Genomic DNA, 16,101 nt, shown 5'->3' on the forward strand with positions numbered 1-16,101 from the left:
AATCTGTCTACCTAATGGGGAGCATATCAAAATAGCTTTGGGGCTGTTTTTAATATCCGCATCCGATATGCATTTTTCGCAGTCTCACCGAGATGCTCCATTAAATTATTATTTGCGTACGCTCCTACCGCTGCTCCAATGCCAGGCACGAGCTGAAGCATTTTGACAAAATCAATATAATCACGATACTCTTGCTGAAATTCTCTCCAGTCCATTTCTGAAATGACTGCTTTTCTTGCTTCCCATTCCTCTATAATTTCAAGAGTTTCCCTTCTCTTCTCATCACTTGAGAATGCGAGCTTGAATACATGTAGAAGGAATAAGCGTTCCTCATATTCATTTGTATCAAAACCATAAATAGCTGCTGCCTCAAAGAGAAATTTCATTTTAATCGTTAACAATAGAGGAAAATCTGCTAACCCTAGTAGAAAGCCCCCTGCACCTGTCCCTGCTCCCTCTACAATCGCTGTTTTTTTATAGGCTGATAGCTTCTCAGCAAACTTCTTATCCATTTGCTCAAGAGAGCCAGCCTCTTGTCCCTTTTTTGTCGTTAAATTTGATCCGACAAGTGTGGCCTTTACCATATTTTTAATACTATCTGTTAAAATTTGATGAGCCTTTTCAGGAAAAAAGCTATTAACTTTCGATTGTGCCTTCTTTGATAAACGGTTCAGAATACCTGATTTCTTAACCATTTTATTCTTCCACTCGGCTATTTCGCTATATGCTCTTAATTCATATTCATTCATTAGCTACCCATCCTTTTGGTTTCTGCTATTTAATACGGTAACCTTCATGAATAGTTTCACTTCATATTAAGTCTTTTCGAAATATACATATGAATAAAAAAGTATGCAAAGCCAAATCCGGCAATAAGGGTAATTAATGCTGCCATCCCCTCACCTAATGTGAAAACCGCAACCGCTAATAGCAGCGTCTGGATATATAAAATCTGAGAGAGCAAACGCTTAAATGCTTTTTCTTTTAGCTTCTCATCTATCGGATATAATCTTATCCAAAGCTTATTTTGATGATGATTCCATAACGGGATAAGCTGAAATCCTGTTAAATAAATAAACAGCAATGCAACAAAAGCTTGCCCCAGCCCATATGAAACGAAGTACATAACAACGATACAAATAAGAGTCAGCCGAATAAATAAACCGAAGTAATCACCAGCACGAAGAAAGGTTCTTATATAAAGATGGCTGAAGGTCTGGTCTTGTCCAAAAGTGAGCTTTCCGAACACCCAGTCAAGCCATTTCCGCCTCTTTACACTGTCCCTAAGCTTTGGAACATCGGTAAATAAATTGGCCAGACGATAAAAGGAAGTCATTCTTCTCTCTTCAAGCTCAATTAAATATTCCCATTTCAAGCTTTTATTCTTTGTATTTTTTCGATAATACAGCAGTAAAACAACTAATAAAATTGCTTCAGGAATTAGATACATAATACCCGCATTCGAAAATAGCAAGAACAGGAATACAATATTAATCGCATATCTTACACAAGAGTCAATAATATGCACTCTATTTTCAACAATGTACTGAACGTTCCAGCGAATAAAGACATTAATACCCTTCATAATGAGAATTCCGAATAAAAAAGGCAAATACTTTTTAAAGTCACCATCATTGACTCTCGCATACAAAGGCATAAACACGCCAAGCCCAAGAAATAGAAGGTAAGCATGAATCACAAAACTTACAATGATTGACTTTCCAAAATACCCGGATAGCCTGCTTTCTAACGGAAGCAGAAATATTTTATCTGCTTCAGATAGAAAAGTGCTAATTGGACTATAGGTTAACAGCAAACCAAGCACAAGCGCCATGATAGCCGCTGCCGGGAACTGCTCTGGTACCGTTTTTAGCCACTCCTGATAATAATAAGCCGCAGTTCCAAGCAGAAATACTAAAACAATAACGATATGTCCATTAAAAATATAACGCGAATATCGAGCAAGCTCCTTTATTCTTTGATTAACCCGCTCTCTCCATAACTTTTTCTCATCAAACATAATTTTCTTCCTTTGTCAGCGCAATATATATGTCATCAAGTGTTGCATCCGGCATCGAAAATTGCTCCCTTAGTTCATGAAGTGTTCCTTTCGCACGAATCTTTCCTTCATGCAATATAACAAATCTGTCGCAATATCTTTCCGCAGTTGCCAGAATATGAGTTGACATTAATATTCCTGCACCGTTTTCTTTCATTTTTTTCATCAAATCCAGCAGTGATTGTATTCCTAATGGATCAAGCCCCACGAACGGCTCATCGACAATATATAGGGCTGGCTGAACTAAAAAAGCACACATGATCATGACTTTTTGTTTCATTCCCTTTGAAAAATGAGCCGGAAACCATTTTAGGCGTTTTTCCATGCGAAATTCCTTTAATAGCCTGTTTGCCCTTTCATTGTACTCGTCTGGCTTTAGGTCATACGCCATGGCTGTTATTTTTAAATGCTCTTCTAAAGTCAATTCATCATATAAAATAGGTGTTTCCGGTACAAACGTAAATTGCTTTCGATATGCATACTTATCCTGGGAAAAACTTTTTCCATTTATTGTGATATGACCGCTATGCGGCTCCATTAATCCAATCACATGCTTAATTGTCGTACTTTTTCCAGCACCGTTCAACCCAATTAAACCAACCAATTCGTTTTCCCTTACTTCAAAAGAAATATCTTTTAGCACCGGATTTTTTGTATATCCGCCTGTAACGTGTTCAATTTTCAAAAGAGCCATGATTTATTAACGTCCTTCCCTATTTACTACTACCATTGTAAAAAACACTGTACTTAATTGTCCAATAAGCTTGTCTATTTATTAAAAAATTCTACTAAGGTTTGTAAAAATTCTTTTCAAATCATGTATATGAAATCTTAAAGCGGGTATTCTAATCTTTGAAGGGGAAACAAGCTTTTTGATAACCGCAAGATTATCAAAACTTTGAAATGAGGTGTCTGTCGCAGACAATTAACATTTCAATATAAGCTGCTTCACACGTTCTAATGATAAGGGGATGGTTGCATTGGGCAATGTACTAATCGACCAAGAAGATCTAACAAGTAACAACACTCTGAAATGAGGTGTTTGTTAAAGACAATATCCTGCTTTATACGTTTAGTAAAAACTTATAAAGATTAGGGGATGGTCAGCTTGAACAAAGATCAGAAATCTCTAGAAGTAAACACAACATTCAATAAATGAGGTGTTTATCAAAGGGAATAACCTGAAATAGACGTATCTATAGAAGCATTCCCCTTCAGGAAGGCGGGATTCCCATGCGGATCCTGCCTTTTATCCTTTTATTAATTATGGTAGTATAGGTAAAAATATGTATTGGGAGAAGGAGTGTTCACAATGAGCAATTGTATTTTCTGCAAAATTATTAATGGGGAAATACCTTCAGCAAAAGTTTTTGAAAATGAACATGTGTTAGCCTTTTTAGATATTAGTCAGGTAACAAAAGGGCATACACTAGTCATTCCAAAACAACATCATGAGAATATTTTTGATATGAGTGCTGATATAGCAAAAAACGTCTTTGAAGCAGTTCCACAAATTGCAAATGCGATTAAAAAGGATCTTGAGCCATTAGGTATGAACATCCTGCAGAACAGCGGCAAGGATGCTGGCCAGGAAGTATTTCATTTCCATTTGCACTTAATCCCGCGATATGGAAATGGCGATGGCTTTGGAGCCGTTTGGAAAACTCATAACTCAGAATACACGCCGCAAGATTTGCAGGAAATTGCTAAAGGAATCAGCAGTAAATTAAGTTCAAATTAATTACATTCAATACATAACCGATGTAAAGACCTTTCTTTTTTAGAGAGGTCTTTTAAATTGGGCACTTTTTACAAAAAGGAGTTATTCATAACTTTTTTCAAAAAGTTCTAATTCCTTCTGTACAAAAAGATATTTTTTGTTACCATAAGAATATCTTTTATCTCATTACAGCGTTAAGGCGAAATTGCCTTAGCTAATTAGTTTGGAGGGGCTAACATGAATAGAGCACTAAACTTTAATGCAGGACCAGCTGCTCTGCCGTTATCAGTTCTAAAAGAAGCTGAAAAAAACTGGCTAGATTATAACGGCAGCGGTATGGCTGTGATGGAATTAAGTCATAGAAGTAAGGAATATGAGGCAATTCATCAAAAAGCACAGGATTTATTACGAAGCATCCTTTCTATCCCAGACAGCTATGACGTCCTCTTCCTTCAAGGCGGAGCAAGCCTTCAATTTACAATGATTCCGATGAATCTGTTATCAGAGGGAAAATCTGGAAACTATGTATTAAGCGGAGTTTGGTCCGAAAAGGCGTTAAAGGAAGCTGAAAAAATCGGACAAACCTATATTGTCTCCTCCAGCAAGGAAGAAAACTATCGTTCAATTCCTGTCTTCAATGAAGACATGCTATCAAAGGATGCTGCTTATCTTCATATTACAAGCAATAATACTATATATGGCACACAGTGGAGTCATTTCCCTTCAAACGGAAAAGTCCCTTTAATAGCAGATATGTCGAGCGATATATTAAGTAAAAACATTAATATTGAGAATTTTGATCTCATCTATGCTGGTGCGCAAAAAAACCTTGGACCATCTGGCGTTACAGTTGTGATTATTAAAAAAGATCTTTTGGCCAAATCAAAAAGTTCATTGCCGACTATGTTAAACTACAATACATTTGCAAAAAACAATTCTCTTTATAACACCCCCCCTACCCTGGCCATTTATTTATTAAAGCTTGTTCTTGAATGGGTTGAAGGAGAAGGCGGACTATCTGTAATCGAAAAAAGAAACGAAGAAAAGGCAAAAATTCTTTACGACTGCATCGACGAAAGTAATGGCTTCTATATCGGGCACTCTGAAAAAGACAGCCGATCCAATATGAATGTAACCTTTAATCTAAAAGATGAAGAAACTTCAAAGCAATTCCTTGCACAAGCGAAAGAAGCGGGCTTTGTCGGCTTAAACGGACACCGGTCAGTCGGCGGATGCCGCGCGTCTATTTATAACGCCATTCCAGTTGAACAAATTGAACAGCTGGCAGCCTTCATGAAAGCCTTCAGAAACAACTATTGACAGAAAATTTATTCTTTATTAAAGACTAAAGTATGATATAATAAATGAAAGTTTCTTGCTGCAGGCAATGAGTGCACTGCAGAAGAAGCAAATTTTAATAGCTTAGTATAGCAGAGGAGTAGATGAGAAATGAATACGAAGAACCTTGTTGCGTTGTCCTTATTAGTAGGGATGGGAGCAGTCTTGCATGCGGTAGTTCCCGGATTTTTCTTAGGAATGAAGCCAGACATGATGTTAACGATGATGTTTTTAGGGATTGTTCTTTTTCCAGATAAGAAGAGTGTCTTGCTGCTTGGCTTAGTCACAGGCTTAATTTCTGGTTTAACAACTACATTCCCTGGCGGATTAATTCCAAATATTATTGATAAACCGGTTACTGCTTTTGTATTCTTAGGTTTGTTCTTAGCGTTTAAAAAGTTCCAAAAATCAATTGTTAGTGTGGCCATTTTAACTGCAGTTGGCACCATTGTATCAGGCATCGTATTTTTAACATCTGCCCTATTAATTGTTGGCCTGCCCGGACCGTTCACAGCCCTTTTTGGAGCAGTAGTTATTCCAGCAGCAGCAGTTAATACAATTGCAATGGTTATTCTCTATCCAGTAGCACTTTCAATTGTAAAAAGAACGAAATTATCAAATCAGCAGGCAACCTATATCTCTAAATAATTTAAAAACCCGCGAATGCGGGTTTTTTACTTTAGACTATACATAAATGCTCCCATCAGTAATAAGACAATTCCTATCGCTCCAAATGAAGCAGCTCGCTTCTTTAAAATATATTTAGGCGGGTAAAATCCTGGCTTTTTTATGGCTAGCATAAAATAAATTCCTCCGGCTATCAGTAAGGTCCCGATTGTAAAAAAAAACGCTGATATTCCTGACATACGGACCCCCCTCCCTTTTTACGATTAATCCTTTTATTTATTTTTATGCGGCCATGTGCAATCATATGAAAATGAAGGATTTATAAAATATAGAACAACATATACCAAATATTTTTTGAAGAATCGTTTACATTCATAGTAATATTGGTATAACGATAAGGACGAGGTGATTAAATGAAGACAAAATCATTGCTATTAGGGTTTTTAATAGGTGGTGCTGCCGCAGGAATTACTACTTTATTAACAGCCCCGAATTCCGGAGTACAAACTAGGAAAAATTTAAAAGAAAGCACGGACATAATGAAAAAACAAATGACAGAGTTAAAGGATCAAATATTGGATATAAAAAATGCCGCTGTTAAAGCTTCAAAGGAAGGAAAAAATATGATTGCAGCATTTTCCTCCGATATGAAAGTCGTCATTAGTGAATGGAAGCGTGATATTCTTCCCCACCAGCAAACTCTGCAAATGGAAATTCATGCAATTGAAGCAGCCATTTCTGATCTTGAAAAAAGCCTAGATATAAAGAATGAGAAAAAATAAAAAATTCATAAAAAAAATCCTTCTTTATGCAAATAAAAGAAGGATTTTTACTTTTTAAGCCGAAAATAAATATATTAATAAAGTGACATTGTCCAATCATAATTTTTTCAATTGTACATACTGCATTGTAGAGTAATTTTCAAACCTCGTAAATTGTTTCAAAATTTTCAAGGAAAATAGCCATATGAAATAATTTCTAAAAATTTAGTAAATTTTTTTCTTTATTAATTTTTACTTTATTGGCATAATGAAATTAGAGAACTAGAAAAGTAGGTGAATAGTTTTATGTCAGACAAAATGTATACGATGAAAGAAGCGATGCTTTTCAGCCAAAGAATAGCACAATTGAGTAAGGCACTATGGAAATCAATAGAAAAAGATTGGCAGCAATGGATTAAACCCTACGACTTAAACATTAATGAACATCATATTTTATGGATTGCCTATCATTTAAAAGGGGCCTCTATTTCTGATGTCGCAAAGTTTGGGGTTATGCATGTTTCAACAGCATTTAACTTTTCAAAAAAACTGGAGGAACGCGGTTATCTAAAATTTTCAAAAAAAGAAAGTGACAAGCGAAATACCTATATCCAGATTACTGCTGAGGGAGAAAATGTATTACTGAAATTAATGGAGGCATATGAGCCTGACCAGAATGCTGTATTCTCTGGTGCAATGCCTTTAAGAGATCTTTACGGAAAGTTCCCTGAAATTATTGAAATTATGGCCATAGTCAGAAATATCTATGGAGATGATTTTATGGAGATTTTTGAAAAATCATTTAATAATATCGAAAATGATTTTGTGGAGAAAGAAGGAAAACTTCTGAAGAAAGAAACTTATCTTCAAGAATCATTATGATCCTTACAGATATTTCACAAATTCACTCATAAGGGGTTTATATAATCCTTGTTTTAGGCATGCCTGTATGGCTTCCCTAGGCTCAATCTCCTCAGGAAGAGAATCTTTAAATTTGTTGTAAAGCGGATGAAAATATACAAAGCCTTCCGCTTTTTGTTCTTCTAATTCCATGCTCAGTATTTCACAAGTTTTTTCGAATCCTCTTACTTCCTTTTCATCAATCGATTTTCCCACAATTAATTTATAAAATTCCAAATTCTTATTATCAACTAGCTTGAGCAGCAGCTTTTGATGATACTCTAACATTTTTATTCTGTTCATCATATCTTTTATATCCATAGCCTTTTCCCCCAAATACATCACCTATTTGAATATACATCCACTTATATTTTACTGTTTTAGCATTAGTAGAATCAATTTCCCTCAAAAATAAACTATATCACATATTCGACAAAATCCATGGTTATTTCCTATTGATTTTTTTATTCTTTCGTCGTAAAGTATCTTAGTAAGTTTGGAGAAAAAAAGGATAGCAGATTCTTGTTTTTGTATATGAACAGCTAAATTTGATAATAAGTAAATTTTCTCCTTTTGGAGGTATGATACCATGAATTCATGGAAGACGATTAACTTTTCTAGACAGTATGGCTCCCAGAGACTTTTCATTTTGTCTTCCTTAACTATGTTGCTAACATTTATTTTTGTTTATGTGCCTGCCCAGTTTCTTTTTAACGCTTATACGTTCTATGACAACTATTTTATTTTGTTTATATTCGGGCTTTGGCTAATCTATCCGCTTCATAAACTACTGCATTATTTACCGATCGCACATCATGTGAATAAAGTAAAAAAAGGACTTTCTTTTAGATATGGTTTTGTACCTAAAATTCATGTAACGGTTTTTGAACCGATTTCAAAATGGCAATTTATTTTGGCTCTTTTTACTCCTTTTATCGTTATTAATAGTATGCTGATTTTTGCCTGTTATATTTATCCTCATTACTTGCATTATTTTACAATCATGCTGGCTTTCCATGTTGGACTTTGCCTTCCAGATTTAATTTGTGCAAAGAATGTGCTCTTCGCACCAAATTCTTCATATATTGAAGAAGACGATGATGGTATTCAAATATTACTGCACAAAAATTAAACAACTATACGATAAGGTATCCTTAAAATGGATGCCTTTTTCGTGAAATCATAAATCCAAGTATTACAAATCTTAAAGACTATCTTTTTTCTGTAAATTTTGTTATTGTAATTAACATACAGTTGGATTAGGCTGTCTGAAATGCTATGTATGCTTTATAGCACAGACCCTACCTTTTTTCATAAAAGTAAAGGAGGGAATCTTCGGTGATCTCCATTTTTTTCATTATTTTTGCCGTCTTTATCCTTTTTAATATTAACAAAATGACCTATTCACTATGTCTCCAGAAGGAAATCCCTGAGGAACGACAGCCTAAGGTATTTCGCACTATAAATATTTTGATAACGATACTTCTTATTTCATCATTCGTAGAAATTCTTTATACGTAATTAATTACATGGAAAAAGCGGCGGGAAGCAATCCCGTCGCTATTTTAATTGCACTATTAGGATGGATGAATCTTTATGTCACTCTACAGCCAAGATGCTCCGATGATGACTAATAAGATAAACAGTACGACAATTAAAGCAAAGCCTCCGCCGTAACCGAATCCAGCTCCTGCTGACATATTGTTTCCTCCTTTCCTATTGACAATCTTATTGTTTTATAGCCAAGCAGCGCCAACGATAATTAATAAGATGAAAAGCACTACAATTAGTGCAAATCCTCCACCGTAACCAGCACCCATGAGTTACCCTCCTTTCATGTTGCTAACATATACTATTCAAAAAACACTTTATTCGAATAGGCATTTAACATTCATTTCTTAAAATAATTCGCCTATGTCTTTGTTTTATTTAAAAAGTGTCTTGGTATAATATGCCACGCTCTTTTATTGGCTTAGTATCCTACCTAATTTCTTGTCAAAATCCTTAAATTATTTTTCCCTTCCATGGGTTATTATTTTTGTTCTATATTTCTTTTGTGGTATAGTAAGGTTTATGAAATTGGTGTATTGAAATAAATTTTCTAGGAGTGTTCAACATGAAAAAATTGATCGTTTCCCTCACTTTAACAGCTGGCGTATTAGCTTTAAGTGCTTGCAGCGGTAATAATGCCAACGGCTCCGATGTAGTCGTACAAACAAAGGCTGGAGACATTTCAAAGGACGAGCTCTACAATGCAATGAAAGCAAAGGCTGGAGAAGATGTTCTCCGTGAGCTTATTTATGAAAAGGTATTAAGCAAAAATTATAAAGTGACCGACAAAGAAATTGACCAAAAAATTGCTGACCTTAAGGAACAGCTTGGTTCTAATTTTGAAATGGCGCTGTTACAGTATGGTTATAAAAATGAAGACGAATTAAAAGATACATTCCGTACAGGCTTAATGCAAGAAAAGGCGGCTATTAAAGATGTTAAGGTTACAGATAAAGAAGTAAAAGAATACTACGATAATTATAAGCCGCAAATTAAAGCTAGACACATTCTTGTAGACGATGAAAAAACAGCTAAAGAGGTCAAGAAGAAGCTTGATGAAGGAGCTAAATTTGAGGATTTAGCGAAGGAATATTCAAAAGATCCAGGTTCAGCTGCTAATGGCGGTGATCTTGGCTGGTTTGGTCCTGGAAGAATGGTTCCAGAATTCGAAAAGGCTGCTTATGCACTAAAAGTGAATGAAGTTAGTGAACCAGTAAAATCCGAGCACGGCTACCATATTATTCAAGTAACTGATAAAAAAGAGAAAAAATCCTTTGATGAAATGAAAGACCAAATGGAGTATGAATTAAAGGTATCTAAGCTTGATGCTGATAAAATTCAAAAAGCGATGGATCGTGAATTAAAAGCTGCTGACATCAAAATAAATGATAAAGATTTAAAAGATGTTTTAAAGAGCTCTGATAGCGGTAAGTAAGTATAAATGCGCTAGGAGCTAAGCATTTCTCAGACTCGAAGAGTTATGCTTTCTTGCCTTGTAAAAACAGACCCCGTACAGCTTTAAAGCTATGCGGGGTTTTGATTGTAAAAAACTCTCTGCTATATCTGATTACTAGTTCTTCTTAATTCTCTTTCCTTCTCAATTCTTTCCATATACACTCTACCTTCTAGTTCAATGCTTTCATTTTCAATTTTTCGTTCTTCCCTGCCCGATTTAATCGCCATATAGGCACTGAGCAGAATGCCCACAGCCACAAAATAAATCCATAGTGGGATGATCATGACCGTTTCCCCCTTCTAAACTGGTTGTCCTATTTAATAACTATGTTTTCAAATGAAAAATATGAACAACTAGTAAAAAAATCGCCCCAAAGGACGATTTTTTTATTTATGAAAAATAGGTTTATAGAATGCCCGGTTATCTAATGCAAAAACTCTTTCTGTGAATTCTCCCGGTTTTACTCGCTCAAGGGCACGATCAAGCATATTCATCTTTGCATCAAGATTATCAATATAATGAAGGATTTCCGCTTCTTTGATTAATGGAGGCTTAGGGCTACCCCATTCAGCCTTTCCATGATGCGAAAGCACTAGATGCTGCAAAATAACTACTTCCTCACCCGCAATAGAGAGCTCATCCGCTGCTTTACCTATTTCATTCACCATAATTGTTATATGTCCAAGCAAATTGCCTTCAACCGTATACACCGTAGAAATAGGTCCTGATAATTCAATGACCTTACCCAAATCATGCAGAATGATGCCAGCATACAAAAGATCTTTATCAAGGCTTGGATATAGACCAGCTATTGCTTTCGCTAGGTCGAGCATTGACACAACATGATAAGCTAGACCAGATACAAATTCATGATGATTTTTCGTAGCTGCCGGATATTCTAGAAATGCCTGCTGATGCTTCTTTAATAAGTGGCGAGTGACTCTTTGGAGATTTGGATTTTGCATTTCAAAAATATATTGCGTAACTTTACTCATCATCTCGTCCGTGCTTAATGGAGCTGTTTCAAGGAAATCAGCCAGCTTAACTGGATCACTTGGCGACGCAGCGCGAATTTGTTTAATTCTAAGCTGATTGCGCCCCCGGTAGTTTAATATATCACCAGAAACTTTAACGATTGTTTCCGGAAGATAAATTTTCTCATCCCCATCTGATACATCCCATAGCTTTGCTTCAATTTCTCCGCTCTGATCTTGAAAAATTAAGGTTAGAAAAGGCTTTCCATTGCTTGCTATTCCCTTTGTTGCATTTTTGATAAGTAAAAATTGTTCAATATGTTCACCAACATCATAATAGACAATTCCTTTAGACATAAGTGGCTGACGCTCCTTTCTATTAAAATAGTATATCACACTCAAAATCTCTTCTGGTCAGAAAATCAAGGAGGATTTGGATTATCTTATTCCGCCTCTATATTAATGTAATTTTTTCTGTATTAGCCACACTAATAATTTGCTCCTCTGTAAAATGCGGCAATAAATGCTGATGGCAAGTTAAAAAGAAAATTTGCCGCCCTTTTATGCTCTTAAGGAGGCTTATTACCTTATTTGTTCTCTTTTGGTCAAAGTTAACAAAGCTGTCATCAATAATAATCGGAAAAGGAAACTTATCGTATACTGTAACCGCTAACGCGAGCCTAATCGCAACATATACTTGTTCAGCCGTAGCCTGGCTAAGCTCATTTGCTTCAAATAATATTTGATCCCTGCTTTGAATATGAAAGCCGCTTCCTTCATTTTTAGGGAATATGCGAATATAATTTCCATCTGTTAATAAATGTAAATATTCTTCTGCTTTTTTTAATAATCGCGGTAGCCGTTCATTTTTGAAACGTTCAATCGTCTGATTAAGAATATCTTGAGCTATGGCAAACCTTGACCATTCTTTTGCCTCTAATTCAAGCTCTGCCTTCTTTTGTTTAAATACATGCAAAAGCTCCGTGTAAGTCCCGCCTTCCTCCAATATATGAACTTCATATTTTTTTTCGGCAAGGAGGCTTTGACAAGCAGGGAGTGTCTTTTTTAGACTCTCCAGTTTTTCAGTATGAGTGGAAATAAGATCCTCGAGATTGATAATGGTTTCAAAACCCTTTATTTCTTCCTCATTAATTGAAGACATGTTCAACTGACGCTGCAAAATATTCAGCTTTTCCTGCAACTCCAGTTTTTTTTCACCGAGCTTTCCAAGTTCTCTAAATTTCTCTTCATCATATACGCCAGCAAGCTGGAAGAGCATTTTCTTCTCTAATTCAAAATGCTTAATCTCTAGCTCATATTGATGACATTCTTCTTCTAGGTCAGCTACCTTTGCTACTTTCCCATCTAGCATCATTTTCTTCTCTGTTTCTTCCTTCAATAATCCTTTCAGCTTATAAGCAATCTCCTGAATGCTTAATTGCATATTTCCTAGAAACTCATGGTTGAACAGCTCAAAAGCCTGAATTATTTTCTGCAGGCGTTCCTTTATTAGACTGTGACGCTCCGCTATTATTCTTTTTTCACGGAATAGCTTTTTTAACTGTTCGATTAGATCAAAGGCATCTAATAAGTGAGCAAGTGCAACTGCTTTTGGTAAAAACAATTTTCCGCCTATCTCGATTAAGGTTTTTTCTTCTTTAACAAATTCTCGTTCCCATGACTCGAAATTCAGTAATACTTTTTCATATTGGTTGTTTCTTTCGTTCCATTTAATTTTGAGATGATGCAATTGTTCCAGTATTTCTTTATTCTTCTGAAGACTTTCTTCAATCTTAACGTATTTGTCGTTTTCTGGATCTTTTATTTTCTGCACCAAAATTTGTTTTTTCTCTTCTAAATCGATAATTTCCTGTTTAAGAATATCTTGGTCCGATTTTGCAGACCTTTTCAAAAACAAATAAATAGAAACAATAATCCCAAGTCCGCCTATGACTATAATTGGCCAGCTTAATTCAATAATTCCCCATCCCATTACTGCTGCAAAAAGGAGTGAAATCATTGTAAATTGAGTTCTTTCCTGAGCTTTTCTACTTCTCGAGTTTTGTTTTTGCTGTTTTTGGCTCCGATATAAACGCTCGAGCCTCTCTTCAATCTGTTCGGCCTCTTTTTCTAACTCCTTTATTCCAAGATTCATGCATAATACATCTTCAAGTCTTAGTCTTTCCTTTTCCGGAAGGAGCTGCTGTTCAAGATCCTTTATGCTATCTTCAATTTCTTCAAGCATTTTCTTATCTTCATTAAATCTGTCATCTAGATCCAGTTTTTTTGTTTGCAGGCGCCGGTATTTATCTTGTGCATTAATAATTTCTTCCTTTAGGAAAATACTAGTATTAATGGAGTTCACTTGCTCTTCTTCAATTGATAGGTGTAGCTTTTCACGTAATATTAATTCTTCCTGCTCTATTTGCAAAAGCTTGTGTTGAAGTTCCTTATCTTCCTGATTTAGATTTTCTAATAACGAAAGATCTTCAACTGCAGCAATAATTTCATGCTCTCTGTTTAGCAAATACATATTAGGTGTATTTTGGCTAATCTCTTCCTTTATCAAATGAATCCTTTTCTGCAGACTTGATATCTGCCCTTCTAATGGTTTTAGCGTATCTTCTAATCGTTCTAATCTAGTAAGACCATCGACTGGGAATACAAAATCATCAAATTGATTTAACTCATCGATGAGTCCTTTTTCTTCGAGCTTGAGCGGCTTAATTTTTCGCCATTCCTCCAATTTCACCTTTAACTGCTGCAGATAAGCTTGTTCCTTTTGTTTTTCTTCTATCTCTTTTTCTATGCTTGCTTTTTCCTCTAGGAGGACCCAATATTGTTCATTTTGCCCTGCCGCTTTATTTAATTCAGTATGAAGCTGTTTGAGTTCCTTCAGTTTTTCATTTATAATTGGTTTTTTCCCGCTCGGTTTAAATCGGCTATCCATTTCCCTCTGAAGTACATTTTCTGCCTGTACAAGCTTGTCTGTTCCTAATGCACCAGCTGAGAATAAATACCGGCCAATTTCTTCACCTTTCATTTGATGAATATTTTGCAGACCATGTATATTGAAAGAAAAGATAGATTGGAACAAGGCTTTATCAACATGATTAAGGAGATTTTTCAATAAGTCCTCTCCGCCTTTTGTTCCATCCTCTAATATGACATTTACATCTCCTGTGGCCTTTCCTTTAAAAACCCGCTCAATTAGAGCTCTGCCCTTTTCCGGAAAAATAGCAGTAAGCTGCCCCCCATATTTCGTGCCATCCTTCGGTTCATATCTAAGCTCTGTTTGCTGTTTTGTAGGAAAGCCAAATAATACACTGTGAATAAACGACATGATTGTAGACTTTCCTGCTTCATTTTCGCCAAACAAAACTTGAAAATCATTAAGATTTGTCATTTTATAATTGTAAAGCTTCCCATAACCATAAATATGTAAGGCGACTATTTTCATGACTTCACCTCCTATTCCTTATTCAATAAATGAACTAAGAGATTTTCAGCCTCTTCAATAAGCACATTTCTTTCTTCTTCTGATATAGACTGAAGAAGATTTTTGGCTCCGGGGTGATGATATAAAGCGGATATACTGCCTTTTTCAACGCTATAGTCCATTACTGTATGAAATAGCTCAGAATAAAAATCAGATTCCTTCGCAAATTGCTCCCGATCCCAGCGCCATTTTTCATTAATCTTTAGATTAGAAACCCATACAAAAGCTTCCTCATCTTTTTCCTCTTCCTGAAGGATTTCTAATAATTCACCATTCGCGATAATCCTTCTATCATGATCAGCCAGGTCAATATTATCAATCGAAAGCGAGAGAATTATTCCTTTGTTTTCCTTTCGTACCGACTGAATACTGTTTTTGCATAGCTCATAAATTTCTTGAAAGGAAGCAGCATTGGAGGCATCTAAAGATTGTTCTTCCCAAACAATAGAGGAGGCTTCAATGAACTTTATATTTGCTCCTTCATCGTTTAATTGAACTAAATAACATCCCTTTTCCCCAGTCTCTTTTCGATGTCGGCCTTGGGTATTTCCTGGATAAATAATTGGGGGATTTTCTTGTAAAGTTTGGCGTTTATGTATATGTCCTAGCGCCCAATAATCAAACCCCTTTTCATTTAACTCTCGTATTGAAAATGGAGCATATTTATCATGCTCAGTGCTGCCCTCAAGATTTCCGTGCAGGATGCCTATATGAAAATCAGCTCCCTGTTCCTTCTTATAATCAGCAATCATTCGTTCGAATACATGCCGTCTAGGATAGCTAAATCCATATATATGAACAGAGATGCCATCCAGATTACAAAACCGAAACACCTCAACCTCATGTAAAAAAGTATAGACATGACCTGGCAATGATATATGTGCCCAGCTCCCTCCCAAATGATCATGGTTTCCATGGACGACAAATACCGCAATATTACTGTTTGCCAAGCGCTCCATTTCATTACGGAATCTAATCTGTGCTCGTATGCTTCGGTCTTCGCCATCAAATAAATCTCCTGCAAAAATTACAAAATCCACTCCATGAAAAATTGCAGCATCAACAATTCTAGCTAAAGCTTCGAATGTGCTCTCTTGTAGCCTCTTAAATATAATTGGGGGCAAGTTCTTTAAGCCGATCATTGGACTGTCTAAATGCAAATCTGCTGCATGAATGAAAGTCACCTTTTTCATATTCTACCCTCCTTCTCTTTTTT

Annotated in this window: 19 protein-coding genes; 8 read left to right on the forward strand and 11 right to left on the reverse strand. The window is 35.7% G+C overall.

The genetic code is table 11. The features are described 5' to 3' along the window. Window positions 1-26 precede the first annotated feature (26 nt). From H0173_RS14305 to H0173_RS14315, 3 genes are read right to left on the reverse strand one after another with little or no spacing between them, the layout of a single operon-like run. Entirely contained in the window at window positions 27-749 is a 723-nt protein-coding gene (locus H0173_RS14305) for an EcsC family protein (RefSeq protein ID WP_221847210.1), read from the reverse strand. A gap of 56 nt (window positions 750-805) precedes the next feature. After that, on the reverse strand, window positions 806-2,020 hold the full coding sequence (locus H0173_RS14310; protein WP_221847211.1) for an ABC transporter permease: 1,215 nt from the start codon (window positions 2,018-2,020) through the stop codon (window positions 806-808). Next, window positions 2,013-2,753, reverse strand: coding sequence for an ABC transporter ATP-binding protein (locus tag H0173_RS14315; RefSeq protein ID WP_221847212.1), 741 nt, complete (start codon window positions 2,751-2,753; stop codon window positions 2,013-2,015). The genes H0173_RS14310 and H0173_RS14315 overlap by 8 nt, the downstream gene beginning before the upstream one ends. A gap of 618 nt (window positions 2,754-3,371) precedes the next feature. Here H0173_RS14315 and H0173_RS14320 point away from each other — a divergent pair. From H0173_RS14320 to H0173_RS14330, 3 genes are all read left to right on the forward strand, one after another. Continuing rightward, a complete protein-coding gene (locus tag H0173_RS14320) occupies window positions 3,372-3,800 on the forward strand; it encodes an HIT family protein (RefSeq protein WP_221847213.1) in 429 nt (142 codons plus the stop codon). A 216-nt stretch (window positions 3,801-4,016) separates the two neighbouring features. Next, window positions 4,017-5,099 (forward strand): 3-phosphoserine/phosphohydroxythreonine transaminase, encoded by a 1,083-nt coding sequence (gene serC, locus H0173_RS14325; protein WP_221847214.1) that lies wholly within the window; start codon window positions 4,017-4,019, stop codon window positions 5,097-5,099. 129 nt (window positions 5,100-5,228) lie between these two features. Beyond that, window positions 5,229-5,765 (forward strand): tryptophan transporter, encoded by a 537-nt coding sequence (locus tag H0173_RS14330; protein ID WP_221847215.1) that lies wholly within the window; start codon window positions 5,229-5,231, stop codon window positions 5,763-5,765. 26 nt (window positions 5,766-5,791) lie between these two features. On the opposite strand, the gene yhzF is transcribed toward H0173_RS14330, so the two are convergent. Continuing rightward, the gene (yhzF, locus tag H0173_RS14335) at window positions 5,792-5,983 is read right to left on the reverse strand and encodes a membrane protein YhzF (RefSeq protein WP_221847216.1); all 192 of its coding nucleotides are present in this window, start codon (window positions 5,981-5,983) and stop codon (window positions 5,792-5,794) included. A gap of 174 nt (window positions 5,984-6,157) precedes the next feature. Between yhzF and H0173_RS14340 the strand changes: the two genes are divergently transcribed. Both H0173_RS14340 and H0173_RS14345 read left to right on the forward strand, forming a co-directional pair. Beyond that, window positions 6,158-6,526, forward strand: coding sequence for a YtxH domain-containing protein (locus H0173_RS14340; protein ID WP_221847217.1), 369 nt, complete (start codon window positions 6,158-6,160; stop codon window positions 6,524-6,526). A 285-nt stretch (window positions 6,527-6,811) separates the two neighbouring features. After that, complete coding sequence (locus tag H0173_RS14345) at window positions 6,812-7,387, forward strand: HTH-type transcriptional regulator Hpr (RefSeq protein WP_221847218.1); 576 nt, start codon at window positions 6,812-6,814, stop codon at window positions 7,385-7,387. Window positions 7,388-7,390: 3 nt separating this feature from the next. Here the strand turns inward: H0173_RS14345 and H0173_RS14350 are convergent, their stop codons facing one another. Beyond that, window positions 7,391-7,726, reverse strand: coding sequence for a DUF1878 family protein (locus H0173_RS14350; RefSeq protein WP_221847220.1), 336 nt, complete (start codon window positions 7,724-7,726; stop codon window positions 7,391-7,393). A 268-nt stretch (window positions 7,727-7,994) separates the two neighbouring features. On the opposite strand from H0173_RS14350, the gene H0173_RS14355 reads away from it, so the two are divergent. After that, on the forward strand, window positions 7,995-8,537 hold the full coding sequence (locus H0173_RS14355) for a DUF3267 domain-containing protein (protein WP_221847221.1): 543 nt from the start codon (window positions 7,995-7,997) through the stop codon (window positions 8,535-8,537). 206 nt (window positions 8,538-8,743) lie between these two features. Continuing rightward, the gene (locus tag H0173_RS22355) at window positions 8,744-8,926 is read left to right on the forward strand and encodes a hypothetical protein (protein WP_313770650.1); all 183 of its coding nucleotides are present in this window, start codon (window positions 8,744-8,746) and stop codon (window positions 8,924-8,926) included. Between the two features lie 83 nt (window positions 8,927-9,009). Here the strand turns inward: H0173_RS22355 and H0173_RS14360 are convergent, their stop codons facing one another. Together H0173_RS14360 and H0173_RS14365 are read right to left on the reverse strand one after the other, a co-directional pair. Next, window positions 9,010-9,105, reverse strand: a complete 96-nt coding sequence (locus H0173_RS14360) for a YjcZ family sporulation protein (protein WP_221847222.1) — start codon at window positions 9,103-9,105, stop codon at window positions 9,010-9,012. 36 nt (window positions 9,106-9,141) lie between these two features. Next, entirely contained in the window at window positions 9,142-9,225 is an 84-nt protein-coding gene (locus H0173_RS14365; RefSeq protein WP_064503397.1) for a YjcZ family sporulation protein, read from the reverse strand. A gap of 296 nt (window positions 9,226-9,521) precedes the next feature. On the opposite strand from H0173_RS14365, the gene H0173_RS14370 reads away from it, so the two are divergent. Continuing rightward, window positions 9,522-10,391, forward strand: coding sequence for a peptidylprolyl isomerase (locus tag H0173_RS14370; protein ID WP_221847223.1), 870 nt, complete (start codon window positions 9,522-9,524; stop codon window positions 10,389-10,391). A gap of 122 nt (window positions 10,392-10,513) precedes the next feature. Here H0173_RS14370 and H0173_RS14375 read toward each other — a convergent pair whose 3' ends face one another. The 4 genes from H0173_RS14375 to H0173_RS14390 all read right to left on the reverse strand — a co-directional run bounded on the left by H0173_RS14375 (window position 10,514) and on the right by H0173_RS14390 (window position 16,078). Next, a complete protein-coding gene (locus H0173_RS14375) occupies window positions 10,514-10,696 on the reverse strand; it encodes a sporulation YhaL family protein (protein ID WP_221847224.1) in 183 nt (60 codons plus the stop codon). A gap of 102 nt (window positions 10,697-10,798) precedes the next feature. Beyond that, window positions 10,799-11,743 carry a 3'-5' exoribonuclease YhaM gene (gene yhaM, locus H0173_RS14380; protein ID WP_221847225.1) on the reverse strand — a complete coding sequence of 315 codons (945 nt, stop codon included), beginning with the start codon at window positions 11,741-11,743 and terminating at the stop codon, window positions 10,799-10,801. Window positions 11,744-11,840: 97 nt separating this feature from the next. Continuing rightward, complete coding sequence (locus H0173_RS14385; protein WP_221847226.1) at window positions 11,841-14,846, reverse strand: AAA family ATPase; 3,006 nt, start codon at window positions 14,844-14,846, stop codon at window positions 11,841-11,843. Between the two features lie 11 nt (window positions 14,847-14,857). Then, window positions 14,858-16,078, reverse strand: coding sequence for a metallophosphoesterase family protein (locus tag H0173_RS14390; protein WP_221847227.1), 1,221 nt, complete (start codon window positions 16,076-16,078; stop codon window positions 14,858-14,860). Between the last annotated feature and the right edge of the window lie 23 nt (window positions 16,079-16,101).

The sequence above is a fragment of the Bacillus sp. S/N-304-OC-R1 genome, assembly GCF_019749375.1.
GTDB lineage: Bacteria > Bacillota > Bacilli > Bacillales > Cytobacillaceae > Cytobacillus.

Coding starts and splice junctions, on each gene's coding strand:
- H0173_RS14305 (WP_221847210.1), bottom strand. CDS start 749: ATGAATGAATATGAATTAAGAGCATATAGCGAAATAGCCGAGTGGAAG.
- H0173_RS14310 (WP_221847211.1), bottom strand. CDS start 2,020: ATGTTTGATGAGAAAAAGTTATGGAGAGAGCGGGTTAATCAAAGAATA.
- H0173_RS14315 (WP_221847212.1), bottom strand. CDS start 2,753: ATGGCTCTTTTGAAAATTGAACACGTTACAGGCGGATATACAAAAAAT.
- H0173_RS14320 (WP_221847213.1), top strand. CDS start 3,372: ATGAGCAATTGTATTTTCTGCAAAATTATTAATGGGGAAATACCTTCA.
- serC (WP_221847214.1), top strand. CDS start 4,017: ATGAATAGAGCACTAAACTTTAATGCAGGACCAGCTGCTCTGCCGTTA.
- H0173_RS14330 (WP_221847215.1), top strand. CDS start 5,229: ATGAATACGAAGAACCTTGTTGCGTTGTCCTTATTAGTAGGGATGGGA.
- yhzF (WP_221847216.1), bottom strand. CDS start 5,983: ATGTCAGGAATATCAGCGTTTTTTTTTACAATCGGGACCTTACTGATA.
- H0173_RS14340 (WP_221847217.1), top strand. CDS start 6,158: ATGAAGACAAAATCATTGCTATTAGGGTTTTTAATAGGTGGTGCTGCC.
- H0173_RS14345 (WP_221847218.1), top strand. CDS start 6,812: ATGTCAGACAAAATGTATACGATGAAAGAAGCGATGCTTTTCAGCCAA.
- H0173_RS14350 (WP_221847220.1), bottom strand. CDS start 7,726: ATGGATATAAAAGATATGATGAACAGAATAAAAATGTTAGAGTATCAT.
- H0173_RS14355 (WP_221847221.1), top strand. CDS start 7,995: ATGAATTCATGGAAGACGATTAACTTTTCTAGACAGTATGGCTCCCAG.
- H0173_RS14360 (WP_221847222.1), bottom strand. CDS start 9,105: ATGTCAGCAGGAGCTGGATTCGGTTACGGCGGAGGCTTTGCTTTAATT.
- H0173_RS14365 (WP_064503397.1), bottom strand. CDS start 9,225: ATGGGTGCTGGTTACGGTGGAGGATTTGCACTAATTGTAGTGCTTTTC.
- H0173_RS14370 (WP_221847223.1), top strand. CDS start 9,522: ATGAAAAAATTGATCGTTTCCCTCACTTTAACAGCTGGCGTATTAGCT.
- H0173_RS14375 (WP_221847224.1), bottom strand. CDS start 10,696: ATGATCATCCCACTATGGATTTATTTTGTGGCTGTGGGCATTCTGCTC.
- yhaM (WP_221847225.1), bottom strand. CDS start 11,743: ATGTCTAAAGGAATTGTCTATTATGATGTTGGTGAACATATTGAACAA.
- H0173_RS14385 (WP_221847226.1), bottom strand. CDS start 14,846: ATGAAAATAGTCGCCTTACATATTTATGGTTATGGGAAGCTTTACAAT.
- H0173_RS14390 (WP_221847227.1), bottom strand. CDS start 16,078: ATGAAAAAGGTGACTTTCATTCATGCAGCAGATTTGCATTTAGACAGT.